The following is a 22,676-nucleotide window of genomic DNA, read 5'->3' on the forward strand; positions in this document are numbered from 1 at the left end:
TTTTTTTGGCGCTGTCACCGTTAGCTATGGATGAGCGGTGAACTGTTGAGTTCATTCGTGGTCCAACCCGTCTCGCCATCGACACGGGTCGACCATGAAAGCACCGCGCTTCACGAATTGGTTTGCGGCATTGCCGACACTGAACGGGCCACAGCGGCTGCGCGTCCTCGACGCCTTGCGTCCGGCTGCCGGGCTGCACCAGGTGCTGGCGCTGATCGGACTATGCAGGCCGGCCGGCCGCCGCTGCCCCCATTGCCGCTGCGAACGCTGGCACCGGCACGGCCACGCCAACGATCTGCAGCGCTACCGCTGCTTCTCATGCCGGCGCACTTTCAATGATTTGACCGGCACTCCGCTGGCGCGCCTGCGACTGCGCGGGAAATGGCTCGCCTATCTCGATGCGCTGCTTGCGTCGCGCCCGGTGCGCGCGGCGGCCGGCGAGGTCAACATGCATCGTAATACCGCCTTCCGCTGGCGCCATCGCTTCCTGGATCGGGTGAAAGAGGACCGGCCAGGATGCCTGAACGGTATCACCGAAGCCGACGAAATGTTCATCCTGGAATCGCAAAAAGGGTCGCGCACGCTCGACCGGCCGGCGCGCAAGCGGGGCGGCGTCGCCAGCAGGCGCGGCATTTCACGCGACCTCGACTGCATCCTCGTGGCGCGTGACCGCAACAAGCAGACCGTCGATGCCGTCACCGGCCGCGGCCCCGTCAGCAAAGTCCAGCTGGAGCGCCACCTGCTGCCGTTTTTGGACCGAGACGTGCTGCTCGTGACAGACGCGAACGCGGCCTATCGGGCTTTCGCCCGCGCCCACGGCTTGGCGCACCAGGCCGTCAATGTCAGCGTGGGCGACCGTGTCCGCCCGGGTTTCCATGGCGCCATCCACGTGCAGAACGTGAACGCCTATCACCAGCGTTTGCGCGAGTGGCTGGCGCCCTTCCACGGTGTGGCGTCGCGCTGGCTGCCGAACTACCTGGGCTGGCGCCGGATGCTTGATGGCGGAAAGGTGACGTCTGCCGATCAATTGTTTCGCCTTGCAATCGGACTCATCCACAGCAAACGGTGACAGCGCCTTTTTTTTAGGCAGCCAGCCTCGCTACTTCGCCGCCACCTGCTCTTCAGGCGCAAATGTGAAGCCGACGGCAACCACATCGCCCAGCGCCACATGCTGGTCGAGCTGCATCCCCACGTAGGCCGCATCGTCGCCGCCGAAGGTGAGCGGGACGCTCGAGCGGGCGATTTCGCGGCCGAGCGCATCATAGGCGAACATGCGCAAGCTGCCTTGCACCTTGGCGCTGGCCACGACATAGGCCAGCAAGCCATGCTTGTCGTCGCCGCTTGCCGCCGCGTCCTGGACCTGGGTGACGCTCAGGCCGGCCTTGGCCAGCGAGGCATCGATGTTCAGCTTCCCCCCGACCTTCAAGGCCCCGCGTTCGACGCCCTTGACCATGGTGCCGACTCCGGAGGCAATCGATTCGGCGGCCTTGCCGCCCTTGTCGGTCAGGGCGTTGCCGATGCCGGTCACCATGTCGATTTTCTCGCTCGCCATGTCCGCGCCTTTTTCCTCGGCGCTTTTCGACGAGCATGCGCACAGGGCGGCCGCCAGCAGGCATGCCGCGCCACAGCGAAGTGCCAAAATGTCCATGTCGCCCTCCAGATGCGTGATGGTGAGCGCCAGCATCGCATAAATGCCGTTAGGCAATTTTGTGCCAACATAAGCCGCGAGGACAGGTTCCGGCGCCGGCGTGCAGTGCTTGCCAATGGCTCAACAACTAACACCGAAGTTGCCGCACGGTGTACAATCCCCGCCGGCGCGGGCATGGCGGAACTGGTAGACGCATCAGACTTAAAATCTGCCGCCGTGAGGCGTGCCGGTTCGATTCCGGCTGCCCGCACCACCTCATTCGCTCCCCCTGCAAAATCGGCCAGCCATCTTTGGCTCAGCCATCGAATGGTCTAGAATGCTTCCCGGCGCCATGACGGCGCGACATGAAGCCTAGGACCATACATTGAACATCACCATCAACGACGAGCTGCGTGCCTTCGTCGACCCGCTGACCGATATCGAATACGCCGCGCTGGAGCGCAGCCTGCTTGCCGAAGGCTGCCGTGACGCGCTGGTACTGTGGGGCGACGTCCTGATCGACGGCCATAACCGTTACGAAATCTGCCGCAAGCACAATATCGACTTCCGTACCGTCCAGAACAACAGCTTCGCCTCCATCGAGGACGTGATGCTGTGGATGATCGACAACCACCTGGCGCGCCGCAGCGTGTCGGACTTCCAGCGCGGCCTGCTGGCCCTGCGCAAGAAGGAAATCGTCAGCGCCCGCATGGCGCAGCGCATGGCCGAGGAACCGCCGGAGCCGAGCCCCGACGACATGGACTCGCGCCCGCCGCCGCCGTGGAATACGCGCGAGGAAGTGGCGAAAGCGGCGCGCGTGTCGAGCAACACCATCAGCCAGATCGAACGCATCCAGAAGGCGGCCGCGCCGCAACTCGTGGAAGCCGTGCGCGCCGGCACCATCTCGATCAACGCTGCCGCGAATGTGGCGCAATTGCCGCCGGAAGCGCAGATCGCCGCGGTGGCCGGCGGACGCAAGGAACTCCAGCAGGCGGCGCGCCAGGTGCGCGAACAGAAGCAGGCGACCAAGCCGAAGAAAACCGGCCCGGACGGCGAGCCGGTCGACGAAAAGGCCGCGTTGAAGGCCGAGATCGCTTCGCTGAAGGACCGCATGGCCACCTTGCTGACCGAGAACGAGATCCTCAAGCAAAAGCTGGCCAACGCCGGGCTGTAGTCGGCCAATAATCGGCCGACAGGCCGTCCCAACGATAACAAGAATGGAGAGCCGCATGATCCTGCCACGCCGTTTTGCCTCGACCTTTGCCTCGACTTTTGCCTCGACCTTCGCTTCGTCCCTGTGCTGTGCCGCCTTCCTGGCCGCCAGCCCGGCCATGGCCGCACCCGTGGCCGCGCCGGACGCCAAGGCCGCCGAGACCGGCAGCGCCGAGCTGGCGCGCTGGCAGGGCAGCGCCGGGCGCGTCACCATCCTGCGCGACAAGTGGGGCATCCCCCATGTGTTCGGCAAGAGCGACGCCGATGCGGTGTTCGGCATGATCTATGCGCAGGCCGAGGACGACTTCAATCGCGTCGAACTCAACTACATCAATTCGATGGGACGGCTGGCCGAGGTCGAGGGCGAAAAGGAGATCTGGCGCGACCTGCGCATGAAGCTCTACATCCAGCCCGCCGACATGCAGGCCAAGTTCGCGGCCAGCCCGGCCTGGCTGCAAGGCTTGATGGTGGCCTGGGCGGACGGCCTGAACTTCTACCTGCACACGCATCCCCAGGTGAAACCGAAGCTGATCACGCGTTTCGAGCCGTGGATGGCCTTGTCCTTCAGCGAAGGCAGCATCGGCGGCGACATCGAATCGATCGAGCTGAAGGACCTCGAAGCCTTCTATGGCAAGAAGCTGCAGGCGAAGCTGGCCGACGGGCGCAACCTCCTCGACGCCGAGCCGCGCGGCTCGAACGGCTTCGCCATCGCTCCGAAGCTCACCAGGGCGGGGCACCCGCTGTTGATGATCAACCCGCATACCTCGTTCTACTTCCGCCCTGAAATCCACATGGTCAGCGAAGAGGGCCTGAACGCCTATGGCGCGGTGACCTGGGGCCAGTTCTTCATCTACCAGGGCTTCAACGAACGGGCCGGCTGGATGCATACCTCGGGCGGCGGCGACGTCATCGACGAGTACCTGGAAACCGTGGTCGAGCGCGGCGGCAAGTTCTTCTATAAGTACGGCAACGAGGAACGCGCCCTGCGCGCGCTGCCGATCGCCTTGCCCTACAAGACCGCGAACGGCAAGCTGGCCAGCCGCACGGTCACCGCCTACTTCAGCCACCACGGTCCGGTCGTGCGCAGCGAAAACGGCAAATGGGTGGCCGTGAAAATGATGGACGAGCCGGTCAAGGCCCTGACCCAGTCGTATTCGCGCACGAAAGCCAGGAACTACGAGGCCTTCTACCAGGCGATGCAGCTACGCACGAATTCCTCGAACAACACGGTGTATGCCGATGCCGACGGCAACATCGCCTACTTCCACGGCAACTTCATTCCGAAGCGCGATACCCGCTTCGACTGGAGCAAGCCGGTCGACGGCAGCAACCCCGCCACCGAATGGCAGGGCCTGCACGACATCAAGGACACGATCACCCTGTTCAATCCGGCCAGCGGCTACATCAGCAATACCAACAACTGGCCGTTCAGCGCGTCCGGCGCCAACAGCCCGAAACGCGCCGACTATCCGGACTACATGTGGTCGCTGCCGGAAAACGCGCGCGGCATCCACGCCGGACGCGTGTTGCGCGATGCGAAAGACATGACGCTCGACAGCCTGATCGCCGCCTCCTACGACAGTTACCTCACCGCCTTCGAGCCGCTGGTGCCGAAGCTGGTGCAGGACTACGACGCGCTGCCGGCAGACGATCCGCGCAAGCGCGCGCTGAAAGACCAGGTCGCGGCCTTGCGCGCCTGGAACCTGCGCTTCGCGGCCGACTCGGTGCCGACCGCGCTCGCCGTCTACTGGGGCCAGGAAATGGTGGCCCAGGCCGCGCCAAAAGCGCGCGCCGCCGGCGTGCCCTCGGTCGACTACATCACGACCAGCCTGAGCCCGCAGGAGCGCCTCGATGCGCTGGGGCGCGCCAGCGATAAACTGGCGAAGGACTTCGGCACCTGGCAAACGCCCTGGGGCGAGATCAACCGCTTCCAGCGCATCAGCGGCGACGTCGACCAGCAGTACGACGACAGCAAGCCGAGCTATCCGGTGGCGTTCACTTCGGCGCACTGGGGTTCGCTGGCCTCGTTCGGCATGGTGGCCAAGCAAAAGACCAAGCGCATCTACGGCGACCGCGGCAACAGTTTCGTCGCCGCCGTCGAGTTCGGTCCGCGCCTGCGCGCGAAAAGCATCCTGGCGGGCGGCCAGAGCGGCAACCCGGCCTCGAAGCACTTCGCCGACCAGGCCGAGATGTACAGCCGCGGCGAGTTCAAGGACGTGCTCTTCTACAAGGAAGACATCCTGAAGCAACTCGAACGTGAATACCACCCAGGCCAATAAGGACGCACCATGACACGCAGCGAGAAGGACAAGATGCTGGCCGGCGAGCTGTATCACCCGAGCGCGCCGGAGCTGCAGGTGGAGCTGGCGGCCTGCGCGGCCTGGCTGGCGCGCTACAACGCGGCGATGGGCGACACGGCCGAGGTCTGGCACGCGCTGCTGCGGGAGCGCGCCGGCACGGTGGGCGAGGGCGTGATGCTGCGTCCGCCGTTCTACTGCGACTACGGCTTCAACCTCCACCTCGGCAAGAACGTCTTCCTGAACTACAACTGCGTGATCCTCGATACCGCGCGCGTGAGCATCGGCGACGACACCCGCATCGGTCCGGCGGTGCAGATCTATACCGCCGACCATCCGCGCGACCCGGCCCTGCGCCGTAGCGGGCTGGAGTGCGGCAAGCCGGTGACGATCGGCGCGAATGTCTGGATCGGCGGCGGCGCCATCGTCCTGCCGGGTGTGACCATCGGCGACGACGCGATTGTCGGCGCCGGCAGCGTGGTCAGCCGCGATGTGCCGGCTGGCGCCACCGTGGTGGGAAATCCGGCCCGTGTCGTCTCGAAAAGCTGACGCAGCCATGGGGCAACTCTGAGCCAGCTCAAAGTGTCATTAATTCAACGTTAATCGGATTGCAACACTTGGCGGAACGCGGTGTACTCGACTCTGGCAGAGAGCCGAATCCATCGAACCTTCCCCAAGGAGTGCAATCATGCAGAGCAAACCCCTCGTCCTGAAAAGCCTGGTCGCCGCCATGCTGCTGTGCGGCGCCGCCAGCGCCGTCGCCCAGATCACGGTCTACACCGACCGCAATGCCTTCCTCGCCGCCGTCGGCGCCTATGGCGTCGACACCTACGACGACCTCGACATCGACCTCTACGACAGCCCGTTCGCGCGCACGGCCGGCGCCTACAGCTATACCGCCTCGGCGCCGGGCGGCCTGTATGGCGCAGGCAGCGGCGCCGACGGCTGGCTGTCGACGAATGTCGATGGCGACGGCATCGTGTTCTCCAACTTCGCGCCCGGCGTGACCGGTTTCGGCGGCTATTTCTTCGGCTCCGATGTGCTGGGCAGCTTCCTGCCGGGCGGCACGCTGCTGTTCTCGGCCACGAACGGCACCACGCTCAACTACACCCTGAGCAATGCCACCACCTCGAGCTTCCTCGGCTTTGTCTCCAGCGCTCCGCTGAGCTCGGTTACCCTGACTGCCGGCGGCGATTACTGGGTGACGGCCAACGACGTCACGCTGGCCATGCCGGTGCCCGAGCCGGAAAGCTACGCCATGATGCTGCTGGGTCTGGGCGTGGTCGGCTGGATGCGCCGCCGCCGCGGCTAATCCGCTGGCCCCCAGCGCTGGCGAAGGCAGGCGGGGCGGTGGCCTCAACTGCCTTGCCACGCTATAATTGCCGCCATTTCAAATCCGGCAAGCAGGGCAGGGCAGTGGCAAAACTCTATTTCAGGTACTCGGCGATGAACGCCGGCAAATCGACTGCCTTGCTGCAGGTGGCGCACAACTACGAAGAGCAGGGCCAGCAGGTCAAGCTCTACACCGCCGCCATCGACGACCGCTACGGCGTCGGCCTGATCACGTCGCGCCTCGGCCCGCAGCGCCAGGTCGACGTCTTCAGCAAGGACACCGATTTCCTGGCCGCGACGCCGAGCGTCGGCTGTGTGCTGGTCGACGAGGCCCAGTTCCTCAGCACCGCCCAGGTCCAGCAGCTGCACCAGCTGGCCCAGGTGCGCGGCGTGCCCGTGATCTGCTACGGCCTGCGCAGCGACTTCCGCGGCGAGCCTTTCCCGGGTTCGGCCTACCTGCTGGCCCTGGCCGACGACATCGAGGAAATCAAGAACATCTGCACCTGCGGCAAGAAGGCGACGATGAATATCCGCGTCGACGAAGCCGGGCGCCGCATCAAGGAAGGCGAGCAGGTCAGCATCGGCGGCAACGAAAGCTACCGCCAGGCCTGCGGCCGCTGCTTCTACAGCAAAGACTAGCAAGCGCTACGCTGCCGAGCCGAGCATGGACTTGCCTGCCGCCTGCGCCAGCATTGCGCCGGTCTTCCTGTGTGCGCACGCCGACATCCTGGTCTACCTGCTGCCTTCGCTGGCGCTGGCCTTCCTGTTCTGGATGCTCTCCAGTGCCCACCCGGGCTTCTTCGTCCTCACGGCCGTCGGCACCCTGTGCCACGAGCTGGCGCATTTCGGCGTCGGCCTCCTCACCAATGCCGAGCCCATCGGCCTGAACCTGATCCCGCGCCGCAAGGGCAAGGTCTGGGAACTCGGTTCCGTCACCTTTGCCAACCTGCGCTGGTACAACGCCGCCCCGGCCGCGCTGGCGCCTTTGCTGGTGCTGCTGCTGCCCCTGGTCGTGGCGGCCTGGCGCACCCGGCCGGGCTGGCATTTCGCACCGCTCGACCTGCTGCTGGCCGTGTTCCTGGCGCCGCAATACCTGTCGTTCTGGCCCTCGCCGGTGGACTGGAAGCTGGCGGCGCGTTCCTGGCCCTGGCTGGTCGTGGCCGGGCTGTCGCTTGCCGGCTGGACCTGGCGCGCCCACCTGCCCGGCCTGTGACGGGCCTTGTCGTTTGCCGGCCCAGCCTCACATGGCGACGGACGACCTGCACGAGCGCCTTCACCGGTGTTTCAATTTGTAAGAATTTGATCACGCCCGCTTAAGTCGACCTTAAGCTCGCACGCTCATCCTCGCAAAGCCGACTCTGCGACCGCGCGCTATCCTGTAGAATGGACCGCGCAGCCGAGGTACCGCTTGGAATGAGTTTCGGTTACCCGGCGCCGCTGGCAGACACCCAAGTACACGTTCGGAGAACGCATAAATGAAGAAGCAGATGTTGATGGTTGCGCTGGCTTTTGCCATGTCGACGCATGCGGTGACCGCACAGCCCGAAAAGGCAGGCAATACCCAGATGAAGCCGGTGGCGGCGCAAGCCCAGGCCGCGCTGTGGGCCTCGCGCGTCCTCGGGCGCTACCACTACAAGGCGATGCCGCTGGACGATGCGATGTCCGAAAAGATCTTCGACAATTACTTCGAAGCGCTCGACAGCGAAAAACTCTACTTCACCCAGGTTGACCTCGACCGCTATGCGCCCCTGCGCACCAAGCTCGACGATGCGATCAACAACGAAGACCTGAGCCAGCCCTTCGCCATCTACAACCTCTACCAGCAGCGCTTTGCCGACCGCATGGCCTATGCGCGCAGCCTGCTGAAGACCAAGTTCGACTTCACGGCCGACGAAACCCTGCAGCTCGACCGCGAAAAAGCCCCGTGGGCGAAAAACGAAGACGAAGTCCGCGACCTGTGGCGCAAGCGCGTCAAGAACGACTTCCTGCGCCTGAAGCTCGCCGGCAAGGAAGACAAGGCGATCCGCGAGACGCTCGACAAGCGCTACGCGAATTACGTCTCGCGCATGAAAAAGCTGAACAACGAAGACGTGTTCCAGATGTTCATGAACGCGTATGCCACCGCGATCGAGCCGCACACCAATTACCTCGGCCCGCGCTCGGCCGACAACTTCGATATTTCCATGCGCCTGTCGCTGGAAGGCATCGGCGCCGTGCTGCAGACGCGCGACGACTACACCATCATCCGCGAAGTCGTGCCGGGCAGCCCAGCCGACAAGTCCGGCAAGCTGAAGGTCGGCGACCGCGTGGTCGGCGTGGCGCAGGGCAATGGCCCGTTCACCGATGTGCTCGGCTGGCGCATCGACGACGTCGTGCAATTGATCCGCGGCGAAAAGGGTTCGACCGTGCGTCTCGACGTGATCCCGGGCGACGGCGGCGTCGACGCCAAGCACATCACGGTGGCGATGGTGCGCAAGAAGATCAGCATGGAAGAGCAGGCCGCCAAGAAATCGATCATCGAGGTCAAGGACAACGGCGTGAACCGCCGCATCGGCGTGATTTCGCTGCCGACCTTCTACCAGGACTTCGAGGCGCGCCGCAAGGGCGACAAGGACTTCAAGAGCGCCACCCGCGATGTCGAACGCATCCTGGGCGAACTCAAGAAAGACCGCGTGGACAATGTCCTGATCGACTTGCGCAACAACGGCGGCGGCTCGCTGGTCGAGGCGGTCGAACTGACCGGCCTGTTCATCGACAAGGGCCCAGTGGTGCAGCAGCGCGATGCGCGCGGCAGCATCGAGGTCGAAGGCGACGTCAAGCCGGGCCTGGCCTGGGACGGCCCAATGGGCGTGCTGATCAACCGCGGCTCGGCCTCGGCATCGGAAATCTTTGCCGCCGCGATCCAGGATTACGGCCGCGGCCTCGTGATCGGCGAACCGAGCTTCGGCAAGGGCACGGTGCAGACCCTGCTCGACCTCGACCGCTTCTCCGAGTCCGACAAGGTGCGCTACGGCGAATTGAAGATGACGGTGGCCCAGTTCTTCCGCATCAATGGCGGCACTACCCAGCTGCGCGGCGTGACGCCGGACATCAAGCTGCCGGTGCTGTCGGATACCGAGCACTTCGGTGAATCCTCGTTCAGCAACGCGCTGCCGTGGGTGGCGATCAAGCCGGCCAATTACGTCCCGCTGGGTAACCTGAAGGAACTGGTCGATCCGCTGCAAAAACGCCACGAGGCGCGCATTGCCAAGGACAAGGACTTCCAGGACCTGCGCGAAGACATGGCCGAGGTCATGAAGATCCGCAAGGAAAACGCGATCTCGCTGAACGAAGCCGTGCGCCGCAAGGAGCGCGATGCCCAGGACGCCCGTTCCAAGGCGCGCGAGGCACGCCTGGCGGCAGGCAAGGACAGCAATTCCGACGAGCCGGCGGCAGCGCCGGGCGGCAAGGAAGCACGCAGCAAGGTGCCGACGCCAACCAAGCCGGCCAAGGCTGTGGTGGCCGCGCGCAACACGCCCCAGCAGGACGATGGCCTGCAGGGCGACGAGCGCACGCTCTCGGCGGAGCTGGCGGCAGAAAAGGCCGCCAAAGATGCCAAGGACGTGCTGCTGCAAGAGGCCGCCCACATCCTGGCCGACGAGGCCGGCATGCTGAAGACCGATACCCGCATGGCCTCGCGCGTCATGCCCTACATGGCGCCGGTCAAGCCGTAAGCGTCACCGGGAGGCGCCTGCCGCGGCAGGGGCTTCCGAACCGAAAGGCACGAGATTGGGGCGGCATCGCCCTGGCCTCGTGCCTTTTTGTTTTGGCGCTGGCGCACACGGACGCGCCGCTTGCAAATCCATGTGCTTGGCCATGGGGCAGGGCGCAACGCTTCGGCGCGACTATTCCCAATCTTTTGGCTCGGAATGGCGCGGGTGCCAATGTTGTCTCGTGATTACGATATCTCTTGCGAAGAGTAGATCAAATCGTAACTAACCAACGGCATTGCGAGCGCGGCCTTATGTGAACCAGCGCACATTCCAAAAGGAAAGAAATTCCGCCTAGAAAGCTTCCTGTAGGCATTTCAATTTCCTTTTGGAATTGAATTCAATTGGAACAAGCCCTTTTTACGGTTGTGATAGCATGATCTTGCTGTTGTAATATTTATCACAGTCACTCTCAATAAGAAGGAGCAATCATGCAAGTTCGTCACCTCGTCATTGCCGCCCTGCTCGTCAGCGCCGGTGCAGCACAAGCGCAAACCGCCCGCGTCCACCCGGGCACCCTGACCGGCTGGGCCGTCACCACCACCGCCGGCGTTGCTGCTACCCCAGCCGCTGCTCCATCGGCTGCCGCACCTGTCGTCCAGGCACCGGCTCCGGCGCCAATCTCGCCGGTCGCTGCCGATCCTGTCGTTACCGCACCGGCTGTCGCCGAAGTGCCGGAGCCATCGAGCATTGCCCTGCTGCTGGCAGGCGCAATGGGTGTTGGCGCACTGCGTCGCCGTCGCGCGAAGTAATCGCTCTTCCTGCAACAGCGAGAGGGCGCTCCCGAACGGGATCGCCCTCTTTTTATTGCTGAAACAAGCAGTCTTTCAGGTACAATCCTTGGTGAACGGTCGTGCTTTTTTTGCGTCCGCGCGACAATAACAAGGAGACAGAATGGACCTGAATTACTCTGACGAGGACCTGGCCTTCCGCGACGAAGTGCGGGCCTTCCTGGCGGCAAACCTGCCGCCCGACCTGCAGCACAAGGTGCGCAGCCACCTGCGCCTGAGCAAGGACGACAGCGTACGCTGGCACAAGATCCTGGCCGCCAAGGGCTGGGTGGCCCCGGGCTGGCCGGTCGAGTTCGGCGGACCGGGCTGGACGCCGACCCAGCGCCACATCTTCGAGGAAGAGTGCGCACGCGCCGGCACGCCGCAGATCATGCCCTTCGGCGTGAACATGGTGGCGCCGGTGATCATGGCCTTCGGCAGCGCCGAGCAGAAAGCCTACTACCTGCCGCGCATCCTGTCCTGCGAGGACTGGTGGTGCCAGGGCTATTCGGAACCGGGCGCCGGCTCCGATCTCGCCTCCCTGAAGACCACCGCGGTCCGTGGTCTCGATGCCGACGGCGACCACTACATCGTCAACGGCCAGAAAACCTGGACCACCCTGGCCCAGCACGCCGACATGATCTTTTGCCTGGTGCGCACCGACAGCGGCGTGCGCAAGCAGGAGGGCATCTCCTTCCTGCTGATCGACATGCACTCACCCGGCATCACGGTGCGCCCGATCATCATGCTCGACGAAGACCACGAGGTGAACGAAGTCTTCTTCGACAACGTGCGCGTCCCGGCCGCCAACCTGGTCGGCCAGGAAAACCGCGGCTGGACCTATGCCAAGTACCTGCTCGGCCACGAGCGCACCGGCATCGCCGCCGTCGGCCGCTCGAAGCGCGAACTGGCCTTCCTGAAAGGCCTGGCCGCGCGTGAAAGCAAGAACGGCAAGCCGCTGATCGACGACCCGCTGTTCGCCGCCAAACTGGCCCACCTGGAAATCGAACTGATGGCGCTGGAAATGACGGTGCTGCGCGTGCTGGCCAAGGCCGACAAGGCGCCGGGGCCGGAAGCCTCGGTGCTGAAGGTGCGCGGCACCGACATCCAGCAGGCCCTGACCGAGCTGATGGTGGAGGCTGTCGGCCCGATGGCGCTGCCCTTCGACCCGGCCTACCTGGAAGGCGCGAGCGAACACAGTGTCGCCGAGGACGACGCCGCGGCGCCGCTGGCCTCGTACTACTTCAACTACCGCAAGACCTCGATCTACGGCGGCTCGAACGAAATCCAACGCAACATCATCACCCAGATGATCCTGGGCCTGTGAGGAGAGCACCACATGGACTTCCATTTCAATCCTGAGCAGACCCAGTTCGCCGATGCCCTGAAACGCTGGATCGCGCGCGACTACGGCTTCGAGGCGCGCCGCGCCATCGTCCACTCCGAGGCCGGCGTGTCGGACGCCGCCTGGGCCACCCTGGCCGAACTCGGCATGACCGCGCTGCCGGTGCCCGAAGCCCAGGGCGGCTTCTCGGGCAGCGCCGTCGACATGTTCGTGGTGATGCAGGAGCTGGGCCGCGGCCTGGTGGTCGAACCCTATTTCGCCACCGTGCTCGGCGCCGAATTCCTCCGCCTGGGCGGCCGGCATCCGCAACTGCTGGAACGCGTCGCGAGCGGCGACCTGAAGCTGGCCTGCGCACTGGGCGAGCGCCAGTCGCGCCACGAGCTGCGCGATATGGCGACCCGCGCCCAGCCTGACGGCGACGGCTACCTCCTGAACGGCGAAAAGAAGGTCGTGCTGCACGGCGCCCAGGCCGGCATGCTGGTGGTGTCGGCGCGCAGCGGCGGCGAACAGCGCGCCGAGGAGGGCATCAGCCTGTTCGTGGTCCCAAGCGACGCCGCCGGCCTGCGCATCACCGGCTACCGCACCCTGGACGGCCTGCGCGCCGCCGACGCCGTGTTCGACAACGTGCGCGTCGACGCCACCGCCCTCATCGGCGCGCCGGGCGAAGGCTGGCCCATCCTCGACGCGGCGGCCGACTACGGCGCCGGCCTGCTGTGCGCGGAAGCCGTCGGCGCCATGGAAGCCATCTTCGCCGCGACCCTGGATTACCTGAAGACGCGCCAGCAGTTCGGCGCCCCGATCGGCAAGTTCCAGGCCCTGCAGCACCGCATGGCCGACATGGCCATCCACCTGGAGCAGGCGCGTTCGATGGCGCTGCTGGCCGCCGTCAAGCTGGGTTCAAGTGATGCCGGCGAGCGCCGCCGCGCCGTCTCGGCCGCCAAGTACCGCATCAACGCGGCCGCGCGCTACATCGGCCAGCAGGCGGTGCAGCTGCACGGCGGCATGGGCGTGACCGACGAACTGCCGGCCGCGCACTACTTCAAGCGCCTGGCGACCATCGAACTCACCCTCGGCGACGCCGACCACCACCTGGCGCGCTTCATCGCCCAGCCGGGGTTCCGGGACAACAGCATGGAAGGAGAAGCGGCATGAAGAAGGACGTCAGCGGCGACTGGTTCTTCGAGGACTTCACGCCGGGCCAGGAGATCGATCTCGGCCAGCGCACGGTGAGCGAGGAAGAGATCATCGACTTCGCCAGGCAGTTCGACCCCCAGCCCTTCCACGTCGATGCCGAGGCGGCCAGCGGGTCGATCTACGGCGGCGTGATCGCCAGCGGCTGGCACACCTGCGCGATGATGATGCGGATGGTGGTCGACGGCCTGCCGTTCGCGTCCTCGAGCATGGGTTCGCCCGGCCTGGACGGCGTGCGCTGGCTGCTGCCGGTGCGCGCCGGCGACACCCTGTCGCTGCGCCACGTCACCAAGCAGGTCAAGGCGTCGAGCTCGAAGCCGGACCGCGGCGTGGTCTGGACCAGCTGGGTGGCCACCAACCAGCATGGCGAGACCGTGTGCACGATCGAGGGGATGGCGATGTTCCGGCGGCGGCCGGTGGAGAGTGCGGACTGACGCCATCACTGTGGCCTGCGGCCAGGACCGTACGGCCGAGCACACGATGGCTCTATTTCAGCCAGCCACCGCCACCCGATACCGGTTCCGCCCCGCCGCCTTGGCCTCGTACAGCGCCGCATCCGCCGCGCGGATCAGCGCCGCGCCGGTCTGCCCGCCGGCCGGCACCACGGCCGCAATCCCCATGCTAGCCGTCAGCACCGCGGCGGTGGGCGAGGCCGCATGCGGGATCGCCAGCCGGCCCAGTTCGGCCAGCATGCGCTGGGCCACCCCGGCGGCGCCGTTCACGTCGAGCTGGGGCAGCAGGACCGCGAACTCCTCGCCGCCGTAGCGCGCCACCAGGTCCTGGGCGCGTCCGGCCGTGCGCTCCATGGTGCGCGCCACCTGTTCCAGGCAGGCGTCGCCGGCCTGGTGGCCGTAGTAATCGTTGTACATCTTGAAGTGGTCGATGTCGGCCAGGATCAGCGCCATCGGCAGCCCGGCGCGGGCGCAGCGGCGCCATTCGACTTCCATCCGCTCGGTAAACGCGCGCCGGTTGGCCACGCCGGTCAGGCTGTCGGTCAGGGTCAGGGCGCGCAGGGCGTCGGCCTGGCGCTTCACCGTCAGCTGGGTGCGCACGCGGGCGCGCACCACGGCCACGTTCACCGGCTTGGTAATGAAGTCGGCCGCGCCGGCATCCAGGGCGCGGGTTTCGTCCTCCGGGCTGGAGAGGGCGGTGACGAAGATCACCGGGATGTCGCGCGTCTGCGGCTCGGCGCGCAGGGCGGCCAGCACGCCGTGGCCGTCCATGCGCGGCATGACCGCGTCGAGCAGGATCAGGTCCGGACGCTGGGCCCGTGCCAGTTCGAGCGCCCGGGCGCCGTCGAGCGCAAACAGCACCTCGTGCTGGTCCTGCAGCGCGGCGTGCAGGATCTGGATATTTTCCATGGCGTCGTCGACCACCAGGATGCGGCCATTCAGGGCCAGATCGGTCCAGCTCATGCGTCCCCCTTGGCCTCCAGTATAGCCCGCACCAGCCACGCAGCCTGTTCGAAACGCAGCAGGCCGACCGCGTTGGCCAGCTCGGCCATGTCGTTCGCCTCCACGCTGCCCGCCAGCGCCGGGCGCAGGGCCTCGAAGGCGGTGATCGCCTTCATGTTGTTGTTCTGGAGCAGGTCGAGCAGGCGCGCGAGGGCGTCGCGCCGCACCGGCTCCGGGGCCGGCGCCGCGGCCGGGACGGCGGCCACGGAGACCCGCTCGCGTTCCCCGGCGCCAGCCAGCACGCCCGTCATGGCGGCGTCGAGCGCGGCCAGGCCGGCCGTCACCCCGGCCTCGTCGGCGCCGCGCAGTGCGCCTTCCAGCCGCAGGGCGTGCATCGCCACCCCGGCGGCGCCGAGGTTGCCGGCCACGCCGCGCAGGCGGTGGGTCAACTGCAGCGCACCCGCCGCGTCGCCAGCCGCGGCCAGCGTGCGGATCTCGTCCACGGCGCCGGCCTGGGTCGCGGCGAAGCGCTCGAATACCGCGAGATACGCCGCCGCGTTGCCGCCGAAACGCGACAAGGCGGCTTGCAGGTCGATGCCCGGCAGCGGCGGCAGCGGCGGCAGCGCGGCCGCGGTCTGGCGCGGCAGGGCCGGTGCGGTGGCCTGGCCGCGGCCGGTCACGGCGTGCAGGGTGGCCACCAGGGCGTCGACGTCGATCGGCTTCGGCAGGTGCGCGTCCATGCCGGCGTCGAGGGCGCGCAGGCGGTCCTCGTCCATGGCGTTGGCCGTCATGGCGACCACCGGCAGCGCCGCCAGGCCCATGGCGCGGATCGCGGCGGTCGCCTCGAAGCCGTTCATCACCGGCATCTGCAGATCCATCAGCACGGCGTCGAAGGCGCTGTCGCGGCCGAGCAGATCGAGCGCGCTGCGGCCGTTCGCGGCCAATTCGACCTGCGCCCCGGCGTGCAGCAGCACCTGGCGCGCGACTTCCTGGTTGACCTCGTTGTCCTCGACCACCAGCACGCGCAGGCCGGCCAGGCGCGCGGACAGCGCCGGCGGCGCCGGCAGTGCACGGGTGTCGGCATTGCCGCGCAGTGCGGCGACCGTGGCGCGCAGCGCGGTGCGCGTAAAGGGCTTGGCGAGGACCACCGGCTGGGCCAGGCCCGCGGCCTGGGCCGCGCGCCGCGCCCCGTCCGGGTCGGCCGCCAGCAGGGCCGCCGGCGGCAAGGCCAGTGCCGGGTCGCCCTGCGCCAGGGCCAGCAGCGCCGCGCCGTCGAGCCCGGGCATGGCGGCGTCGACAAAGGCGAGGTCGAAGCGCGGCGCCGCGCGCAGCAGGGCCAGGGCCTCGGCGCCGCCGGCGGCGCGCACCGCTTGCCAGCCGAAGCCGGCCAGCTGGGCTGCCAGCGCGGCGCCGGCGCTGTCGTTGTCGTCGGCCACCAGCACGCGCAAGGCGTCGCCGCCGGCGGGCAGGCTTGGTTCGGCGATGCCGAATTCGAGGGTGAAGTGGAAGCAGGCGCCGGCGCCCGCGCTGCTGTCGAGCGCCAGTTCGCCGCCCATCAGGCCGGCCAGGCGGCGCGCGATCGGCAGGCCCAGGCCGGCGCCGCCGTAGGCGCGGCTGATCGAGCTGTCGCCCTGTGCGAAGGGCTCGAAGATGTGCTGCTGGACCGCCGGCGCGATGCCGATCCCAGTATCGCGCACGGCAAAGCGCAGGCGCACGCAGGCCTCGCCCTGGCGCAGCAGTTCGACGGCCAGCACCACTTCGCCGCTGTCGGTGAACTTGACGGCATTCGCAACCAGATTCAGCAGCACCTGTTCGAGCCGCAGCGGGTCGCCCAGCAGCTGTTCGGGCAGGCCGGGCGCCACCGCGAACACCGGCTCCAGGCCCTTGTTCCAGGCGGCCGGCGCCAGCTGCGCGGCCACCGTTTGCAGCACCGCGTCGAGGCGGAAGGGCACCCGTTCCAGGGCCAGTTCGCTCGATTCGATCCTGGCGTAGTCGAGCAGGTCGCTGAGCAGGGCCAGCAGCGACTTCGAGGCGTTCTGGATGTGGGCGATGTGGCCGCGTTCGCGCGGTCCCAGCGGCGCTTCCTCGAGCACGCGCGCCAGGCCCATGATCGCGTTCAGCGGGGTGCGGATCTCGTGGCTCATGTTGCCGAGGAATTCGTTCTTCGCGCGCGCGGCCTGCTCGGCCTGGCCCAGGGCCAGCACCAGCCGGCTTTCGGTGCGCTTCAGGTCGGTCACGTTCATGTGCAGCTTGTAGGCGCCGCGTACGCGGCCATCGGCGTCGAGGTCGGGCAGGTAGCTGCCCCACACGTGGATCGCCCCGCGCTGCGGCTGGCCGGCCGGCGTCGGCAGTTCGCACTCGAAGCGCTGCGGGCGTCCGGCCAGCACGCCGTCGAGATAGGGCGCGAAGCAGGCCATGTGCTCGGGCGCGATCAGTTCGTGGGCATGGCGGCCGAGCGCGTCTTCCTCGCTGCAGCCGAGCCAGTCGAGGCAGGGGCGGTTGGCGAAGCGCAGGCGTGCGTCGGCATCCCAGTAGCTCACCAATGCCGGCAGGTTGTCGGTGACGGTGCGGATGAAACGCTCGCGCTCGCGCAGCTGGGCGCCCGTGGCGCGCAGGGCGGCGTCGGCGGCCACGCGCGCGCTGATGTCGCGGATCGTCACCTGCATGATGCCGCGCCCGCCGACGTCGAGCGCGGTGAGCTTCACGTCGGCGTGGAAGTTGCTGTTGTCGCGGCGCCGGTGAACCCACTCGAACTGGGCGCCGCCCTCGTCGAGCGCGCGCCGCATCAGCTCGGTCGCAACGTCCGCCGAGCGGCGCCCGTTCGGCTGGAATTCGGGCGAGGCGCTGGCCGGCGACAGGTTGACGAATTCCTCGACGCTGTCGTAGCCGAACAGGCTGGCCGCCGCCGGGTTGGCGCTGATGAAGTTGGCGTTGTAGGCCAGCAGGGCCTGGGCATCGCCCGAGGCTTCGAACAGCACCCGGAACATCTCCTGGTTGTCGCGGTTCTGTTCTTCCTGCAGCTTGCGCTCGGTGATCTCGATCACGACCGCGTTGATGCCGACCAGTTCGCGCGCCGCGCCGAACACCGGGTAATAGCTCGACAGCCAGCTGCGTATCGTGCCAGGCGCCGACGGCAGGGTGCCGCTGGTCTCGATATCGCGCAGCGGCCGCATGGTTTCGCGCACGCGGTGGTAGGCCTGCTCGAAGCTGGCGCCGATCTCGCCGAACAGCTCGGGCAGGGTGCGTCCGATGTGGTCGGCGGCCGGCAGGGCGTTGATGGCGGCCAGGTAGTCGTTGATCATCACGAAACGCAGGTCGCGGTCGAGGAAGCACAGGCCGACCGGCGCGGTGGCGTACACGGTTTCCACGCGTGCGTTCAGGCGCTCGAGTTCGGCGGTGCGGTCGGCCACCGCCTGTTCCAGGTGGCTGCGGTAGCGCTGCAGCTCGCCCTCCACCTGCTGCAGGGCGTCGCTGACCAGGCCGACTTCGCGGATGGTCGGGGGCGGCAGGCGCAGCGGTTCGCCGCGCCCCAGCGCCCCCGCCGGGCCGCTCAGCTGGCGCACCGGACGCGCGATCGAGCCGCCGATGGCCCAGGCCAGCAGCACGCTCAGGCCGAGCAGGGCCAGCGACAGGGCTACCGTCGCCGGCAGGGTATGGCCGAGCAGGGCGCGCGCGGCGTCCTCGGGATAGGTGACGGCCACGGTCCAGCCATGGCGGTCGGATTTCGCATACACCGAATACCAGTCCGGCTCGCCGGCCTGGCCGGACAGCGTCACGGCCCCATCGGGACTGTCGGCCAGGGCTGCCGCCAGCGCCGCGTTCATGCGCCCGCCGATGTAGCGCGCATGGTCGATGTTGCGCGCCACCACCAGGCCCCCGCTGTCGAATACCTCGGCCACCCAGCCGGGCGGCAACTGCTGGGCGCCGAGCAGGTCGGCGATGCGGCGCGGGCGGATCTGGGCCGACAGCACGTATGCCACCTTGCCATTGCGCCAGACCGGCACCTCGGACGAGACCACTTCCGGCTGGCCGACGCCCGGCACGTGCAGGCCGGAGACGACGGCGTCGCCGCGTTCGAGCACCTTGCGCACCGCCGCCAGGTTGACCGCCGGCGGCCGGGTGACCGCGGGCAGGCGCGTGCTCGTCAGCGGGCGGCCGTCGGGGCCGGACAGCACGAAGGCGGTGACCGGAAATTCCGGGCGCAGCAGGGCCTGCAGGTGGTCGTGGAAGCCGTCGAGGGTGGCCGGGCCGAGGTTGGGCCAGGCGGCGGCCACGCGCGCCGCGGCTTCGGCGCTGTCGAGCTCGCGGTCGACGGCGGCGGTAAGGACGCGCGCCACCGTGCCGGCATCGCGCGCGACGTGTTCGCGTTCGCGCTGGCCGGCATCGCGCACGAACGCGAGGTAGCCCAGCACGAGCGGCAGGACACTGGCAAGGACGAGGGCGATCAGCTTCGAGCGGATCGAAGGCAGGGTATGGCGGGAAAACGGGAACACAAGCAATCCGGGCTGGCGCGGCGCGGTCTGCCGCTCCCTCGCATGGTAGCCGAGCCGGGCGGCCAGGGCAGCAAAGCTGCCCTCAAATGCCCATTATCCGCCTAAAATGTAGCCTCTCGGCAACATCGCATGTCAAGAGTTCAAGCGTATTTGGCAAGTTCCAGCTTGGCGATGGCATTCCGGTGCACCTCGTCCGGGCCGTCGGCCAGGCGCAGGGTGCGGTTGCCGGCCCACTGGTAAGCGAGCGGGAAGTCGTCGGACACGCCGCCGGCGCCGTGGGCCTGGATTGCCCAGTCCAGCACCTGCTGGGCCACGTTCGGCCCCAGCACCTTGATCATGGCGATCTCGGCCTGTGCGCCCTTGTTGCCGACCTTGTCCATCATCCAGGCCGCCTTCAGGGTCAGCAGGCGCGCGGTGTCGATGCGGATGCGCGACTCGGCGATCCATTCGCGCCAGACGCCCTGTTCCGAGATCTTGCGGCCGAAAGCGACGCGGCTGTCGAGGCGCTTGACCATCAGTTCCAGCGCGCGCTCGGCCACGCCGATCGAACGCATGCAGTGGTGGATGCGGCCCGGTCCGAGGCGGCCCTGGGCAATCTCGAAGCCGCGGCCTTCGCCGAGCAGCATGTTCGACGCCGGGACGCGCACATTCTCGAAGGTGATTTCACAGTGGCCGTGCGGGGCGTCGTCGTAGCCGAACACGGGCAGGGGACGCTTGATGGTCACGCCCGGGGTGTCGCTCGGAACCAGGATCATCGACTGCTGCTGGTGGCGCGCCGCGTTCGGATCGTTCTTGCCCATCACGATGAAGATCGCGCAGCGCGGGTCGCCCGCACCCGAGATCCACCACTTGTGGCCGTTGATGACGTATTCCTCTCCATCACGCTCGATGCGGGTGGCGATATTCGTCGCGTCCGAGGAAGCGACATCGGGCTCGGTCATGGCAAAGGCCGAGCGGATCTCGCCGCGCAGCAGCGGTTCGAGCCAGCGCGACTTGTGTTCTTCCGCTGCGTAGCGTTCCAGGGTTTCCATGTTGCCGGTGTCGGGCGCCGAGCAGTTGAAGACCTCGGGCGCCCAGGACACGCGGCCCATGATCTCGCACAGCGGGGCATAGTCGAGGTTCGACAGGCCTTCGGGTGCACGCGTCGACTTCGGCAGGAACAAATTCCACAGGCCCTGTTCGCGCGCCAGCGGTTTCAGGCGTTCGATGAGGTCAAGCGGCACCCAGCGGTTGCCGGCGGCGCCATTCCGGTCGACTTCTTCCTTGTAGGCTTTTTCGTTCGGATAGATGTGCTCGTCCATGAAGGCGAGCAGGCGGGTGCGCAGTGCGTTGCAGCGGTCGGAATACTCGAAATCCATACAATCCTCGGTGGGGTAAGGTCAGCGGTTCGCGAATTGCCAGGCCATTTCGGCCATGGGACGGGCGGCTTTGCCGTTTTGCAGCGCCTGCGCGCTCGACGCCGTGCCGTCGACGTAGCGCTTCATGATCCCCTGCATGATGCCGGCCAGGCGGAACATGTTGTAGGCAAGGTAAAAATTGAAGTCCTCGGGGCGGATGGTCTTGCCGGTGCGCGCGCAGTAGCGCCGCACGTATTCCTCGAGGCTGGGGATGCCGAGTGCTTCCAGGTCGAGGCCGGCGATGCCGCGGAACTTGCCTGGCTGGATGTGCCAGGACATGCAGTGGTAAGAGAAGTCCGCGAGCGGGTGGCCCAGGGTCGAGAGTTCCCAGTCGAGTACGGCGAGGATGCGCGGCTCGGTCGGGTGGAAGATGAGGTTGTCGAGCCTGAAATCGCCGTGCACGATGGACGTGTCTTCCCCGGGCGGGATGTTTTGCGGCAGCCATTCGATCAGGCGGTCCATGGCCTCGATCGGTTCGGTTACCGAGGCCTGGTACTGTTTGGTCCAGCGCTCGATCTGGCGCGCGAAATAATTGCCGGGCTTGCCGTAGTCGCCGAGGCCGATGGCGGCGTAATCCACCGTGTGCAGCTGGGCGATCACGCGGTTCATCTCGTCGTAGATGGCGCCGCGTTCTTCAGGGCGCATGCCGGGCAGCGACTGCTCCCACAGCACCCGGCCCTCGACGCATTCCATCAGGAAGAAGGCGCGGCCGATCACGGACTCGTCGGTGCAGAGCACGATCTGGCGCGGCACCGGGAAGCCGGCGCCGTGCAGGGCCTGCATCACGCGGAACTCGCGGTCGATGGCGTGGGCGGAAGGCAGCAGTTTCGCGGCCGGGCCGGGCTTGGTGCGCAGCACATATTGTTGGCCACCCGCGCGCAACTTGAAGGTGGGGTTCGATTGCCCGCCCTTGAATTGCTCGACTTCGAGCGGGCCGGCCGGGAAGTCCGGCGCATGCTGGCGCAGCCAGGCGCCGAGCGCCTCGACATCGAACTTCTGGCCCTCGGACACCGGCTTGGTGCCCATCATTTCTTCGTACACTGGCGTCTCCTCCTGTGTTGTTGTCGGATGATTCTAGCCGATGAACTGCACGATCGTGCTATTTGTTTTTGTTATTTTTTTACGTGTTTTGCCTGGCGAACCGGATGCTCAGCGCGAGCGGCTGTATTGCGTGAACAGCTGTTCCATCGTGGTCAGGCGTGAACCGAGTTGGAGCGGGGCGGGCGGCACATGGTTCACGAAGCGCACCACCCAGTCGGCGTTGTCCTGGCCCACGTCAAGCGCGTTGATGCAGCCGGCCGTTTGCGCCAGGCCGCCGAGGAACAGGCGCTGGCCGGTGAGGGCGAGCGAGAGGATGGCGCAGTTGACGCCGCCGTGCAGGACCAGCAGCACGGTGTCCCAGCTTCCGTCGTCGCGCAGTTTCTGGATGGCGGGGTGGACGCGGTCCATCATGTCGCCGACCGATTCTCCGCCGAGGAAGCGCTGTTCCGGCTTGACCACGCCCTCGAAGACGCCGGTGAAGGCGCGTTTCAGTTCGGCACTGGGAATGGTGGAGAGGCGGCCGCCCTTGATTTCGTGGAGCTCGGGCCAGACGTCGAGCGCGATGTCTTGTCCGGTGACGGCCAGCACGCGCTGCGCCGTTTCCACGGTGCGCGGCAGGCCGGAGACAATCACGCGGTCGAAGCGCACCCCGGCCGCGGCGAAGGCGGCGCCGGCGGCATCGGCCTGGGAACGGCCTTCGTCGTTGAGGGGAACCTGTTCGGGTAATACCGGTTTGCCGGCGGCGTCGAAGTAGGTGACGCTGCCGTGGCGCATCAGGAAAATACGGCGGCGGGCGTTGGTGGGTTCTGGCATCTGCATCCTCGAAAA

18 protein-coding genes and 1 tRNA gene are annotated in these 22,676 nt (G+C 67.0%); 13 read left to right on the forward strand and 6 right to left on the reverse strand.

All coding sequences use genetic code 11. The annotated features are described in order from the left end of the window. The first annotated feature begins 94 nt into the window (after nucleotides 1-94). Entirely contained in the window at nucleotides 95-1,069 is a 975-nt protein-coding gene (locus QPK31_RS21795; protein ID WP_290424987.1) for an IS1595 family transposase, read from the forward strand. A 30-nt stretch (nucleotides 1,070-1,099) separates the two neighbouring features. Here the strand turns inward: QPK31_RS21795 and QPK31_RS21800 are convergent, their stop codons facing one another. Then, complete coding sequence (locus QPK31_RS21800) at nucleotides 1,100-1,648, reverse strand: hypothetical protein (protein WP_290424988.1); 549 nt, start codon at nucleotides 1,646-1,648, stop codon at nucleotides 1,100-1,102. A 168-nt stretch (nucleotides 1,649-1,816) separates the two neighbouring features. Between QPK31_RS21800 and QPK31_RS21805 the strand changes: the two genes are divergently transcribed. From QPK31_RS21805 to QPK31_RS21860, 12 genes are all read left to right on the forward strand, one after another. Beyond that, nucleotides 1,817-1,901 (forward strand) — tRNA-Leu (locus tag QPK31_RS21805). 111 nt (nucleotides 1,902-2,012) lie between these two features. Beyond that, nucleotides 2,013-2,801 (forward strand): hypothetical protein, encoded by a 789-nt coding sequence (locus QPK31_RS21810; RefSeq protein ID WP_290424989.1) that lies wholly within the window; start codon nucleotides 2,013-2,015, stop codon nucleotides 2,799-2,801. A 55-nt stretch (nucleotides 2,802-2,856) separates the two neighbouring features. Beyond that, nucleotides 2,857-5,118 carry a penicillin acylase family protein gene (locus QPK31_RS21815; RefSeq protein ID WP_290424990.1) on the forward strand — a complete coding sequence of 754 codons (2,262 nt, stop codon included), beginning with the start codon at nucleotides 2,857-2,859 and terminating at the stop codon, nucleotides 5,116-5,118. Between the two features lie 9 nt (nucleotides 5,119-5,127). After that, nucleotides 5,128-5,685, forward strand: coding sequence for a sugar O-acetyltransferase (locus tag QPK31_RS21820; RefSeq protein WP_290424991.1), 558 nt, complete (start codon nucleotides 5,128-5,130; stop codon nucleotides 5,683-5,685). A gap of 139 nt (nucleotides 5,686-5,824) precedes the next feature. Further along, nucleotides 5,825-6,448, forward strand: coding sequence for a PEP-CTERM sorting domain-containing protein (locus QPK31_RS21825; RefSeq protein WP_290424992.1), 624 nt, complete (start codon nucleotides 5,825-5,827; stop codon nucleotides 6,446-6,448). 104 nt (nucleotides 6,449-6,552) lie between these two features. Then, entirely contained in the window at nucleotides 6,553-7,107 is a 555-nt protein-coding gene (locus QPK31_RS21830) for a thymidine kinase (RefSeq protein WP_290424993.1), read from the forward strand. Between the two features lie 25 nt (nucleotides 7,108-7,132). Further along, on the forward strand, nucleotides 7,133-7,681 hold the full coding sequence (locus tag QPK31_RS21835) for a hypothetical protein (RefSeq protein ID WP_290424994.1): 549 nt from the start codon (nucleotides 7,133-7,135) through the stop codon (nucleotides 7,679-7,681). Nucleotides 7,682-7,943: 262 nt separating this feature from the next. Further along, complete coding sequence (locus QPK31_RS21840; protein WP_290424995.1) at nucleotides 7,944-10,181, forward strand: carboxy terminal-processing peptidase; 2,238 nt, start codon at nucleotides 7,944-7,946, stop codon at nucleotides 10,179-10,181. 467 nt (nucleotides 10,182-10,648) lie between these two features. Further along, nucleotides 10,649-10,969 (forward strand): PEP-CTERM sorting domain-containing protein, encoded by a 321-nt coding sequence (locus QPK31_RS21845; protein WP_290424996.1) that lies wholly within the window; start codon nucleotides 10,649-10,651, stop codon nucleotides 10,967-10,969. Nucleotides 10,970-11,111: 142 nt separating this feature from the next. Next, a complete protein-coding gene (locus tag QPK31_RS21850) occupies nucleotides 11,112-12,314 on the forward strand; it encodes an acyl-CoA dehydrogenase family protein (protein WP_290424997.1) in 1,203 nt (400 codons plus the stop codon). Between the two features lie 12 nt (nucleotides 12,315-12,326). Beyond that, complete coding sequence (locus QPK31_RS21855; protein WP_290424998.1) at nucleotides 12,327-13,484, forward strand: acyl-CoA dehydrogenase family protein; 1,158 nt, start codon at nucleotides 12,327-12,329, stop codon at nucleotides 13,482-13,484. Continuing rightward, the gene (locus QPK31_RS21860) at nucleotides 13,481-13,957 is read left to right on the forward strand and encodes a MaoC family dehydratase (RefSeq protein ID WP_290424999.1); all 477 of its coding nucleotides are present in this window, start codon (nucleotides 13,481-13,483) and stop codon (nucleotides 13,955-13,957) included. Before QPK31_RS21855 ends, QPK31_RS21860 begins: the two co-directional genes overlap by 4 nt. A 57-nt stretch (nucleotides 13,958-14,014) precedes the next feature. On the opposite strand, the gene QPK31_RS21865 is transcribed toward QPK31_RS21860, so the two are convergent. From QPK31_RS21865 to QPK31_RS21885, 5 genes are all read right to left on the reverse strand, one after another. Then, nucleotides 14,015-14,938 carry a diguanylate cyclase domain-containing protein gene (locus QPK31_RS21865; RefSeq protein WP_290425000.1) on the reverse strand — a complete coding sequence of 308 codons (924 nt, stop codon included), beginning with the start codon at nucleotides 14,936-14,938 and terminating at the stop codon, nucleotides 14,015-14,017. Next, complete coding sequence (locus QPK31_RS21870) at nucleotides 14,935-19,410, reverse strand: response regulator (protein WP_290425001.1); 4,476 nt, start codon at nucleotides 19,408-19,410, stop codon at nucleotides 14,935-14,937. Before QPK31_RS21870 ends, QPK31_RS21865 begins: the two co-directional genes overlap by 4 nt. Before the next feature lie 140 nt (nucleotides 19,411-19,550). Further along, a complete protein-coding gene (locus tag QPK31_RS21875; protein ID WP_290425002.1) occupies nucleotides 19,551-20,768 on the reverse strand; it encodes an acyl-CoA dehydrogenase family protein in 1,218 nt (405 codons plus the stop codon). A 21-nt stretch (nucleotides 20,769-20,789) separates the two neighbouring features. Then, nucleotides 20,790-21,833, reverse strand: coding sequence for a phosphotransferase (locus QPK31_RS21880; RefSeq protein ID WP_290425110.1), 1,044 nt, complete (start codon nucleotides 21,831-21,833; stop codon nucleotides 20,790-20,792). Between the two features lie 123 nt (nucleotides 21,834-21,956). Further along, the gene (locus QPK31_RS21885; protein WP_290425003.1) at nucleotides 21,957-22,661 is read right to left on the reverse strand and encodes a histidine phosphatase family protein; all 705 of its coding nucleotides are present in this window, start codon (nucleotides 22,659-22,661) and stop codon (nucleotides 21,957-21,959) included. Nucleotides 22,662-22,676: the final 15 nt, after the last annotated feature.

It is taken from the genome of Massilia sp. YIM B02769 (assembly GCF_030411995.1).
Lineage (GTDB): Bacteria > Pseudomonadota > Gammaproteobacteria > Burkholderiales > Burkholderiaceae_D > Telluria.

What these genes read in the sequence shown, in the direction of transcription:
- QPK31_RS21795 (WP_290424987.1), top strand. Translation starts at nt 95, where the DNA reads ATGAAAGCACCGCGCTTCACGAATTGGTTTGCGGCATTGCCGACACTG.
- QPK31_RS21800 (WP_290424988.1), bottom strand. Translation starts at nt 1,648, where the DNA reads ATGGACATTTTGGCACTTCGCTGTGGCGCGGCATGCCTGCTGGCGGCC.
- QPK31_RS21815 (WP_290424990.1), top strand. Translation starts at nt 2,857, where the DNA reads ATGATCCTGCCACGCCGTTTTGCCTCGACCTTTGCCTCGACTTTTGCC.
- QPK31_RS21820 (WP_290424991.1), top strand. Translation starts at nt 5,128, where the DNA reads ATGACACGCAGCGAGAAGGACAAGATGCTGGCCGGCGAGCTGTATCAC.
- QPK31_RS21825 (WP_290424992.1), top strand. Translation starts at nt 5,825, where the DNA reads ATGCAGAGCAAACCCCTCGTCCTGAAAAGCCTGGTCGCCGCCATGCTG.
- QPK31_RS21835 (WP_290424994.1), top strand. Translation starts at nt 7,133, where the DNA reads ATGGACTTGCCTGCCGCCTGCGCCAGCATTGCGCCGGTCTTCCTGTGT.
- QPK31_RS21840 (WP_290424995.1), top strand. Translation starts at nt 7,944, where the DNA reads ATGAAGAAGCAGATGTTGATGGTTGCGCTGGCTTTTGCCATGTCGACG.
- QPK31_RS21845 (WP_290424996.1), top strand. Translation starts at nt 10,649, where the DNA reads ATGCAAGTTCGTCACCTCGTCATTGCCGCCCTGCTCGTCAGCGCCGGT.
- QPK31_RS21850 (WP_290424997.1), top strand. Translation starts at nt 11,112, where the DNA reads ATGGACCTGAATTACTCTGACGAGGACCTGGCCTTCCGCGACGAAGTG.
- QPK31_RS21855 (WP_290424998.1), top strand. Translation starts at nt 12,327, where the DNA reads ATGGACTTCCATTTCAATCCTGAGCAGACCCAGTTCGCCGATGCCCTG.
- QPK31_RS21860 (WP_290424999.1), top strand. Translation starts at nt 13,481, where the DNA reads ATGAAGAAGGACGTCAGCGGCGACTGGTTCTTCGAGGACTTCACGCCG.
- QPK31_RS21865 (WP_290425000.1), bottom strand. Translation starts at nt 14,938, where the DNA reads ATGAGCTGGACCGATCTGGCCCTGAATGGCCGCATCCTGGTGGTCGAC.
- QPK31_RS21875 (WP_290425002.1), bottom strand. Translation starts at nt 20,768, where the DNA reads ATGGATTTCGAGTATTCCGACCGCTGCAACGCACTGCGCACCCGCCTG.
- QPK31_RS21880 (WP_290425110.1), bottom strand. Translation starts at nt 21,833, where the DNA reads ATGGGCACCAAGCCGGTGTCCGAGGGCCAGAAGTTCGATGTCGAGGCG.
- QPK31_RS21885 (WP_290425003.1), bottom strand. Translation starts at nt 22,661, where the DNA reads ATGCCAGAACCCACCAACGCCCGCCGCCGTATTTTCCTGATGCGCCAC.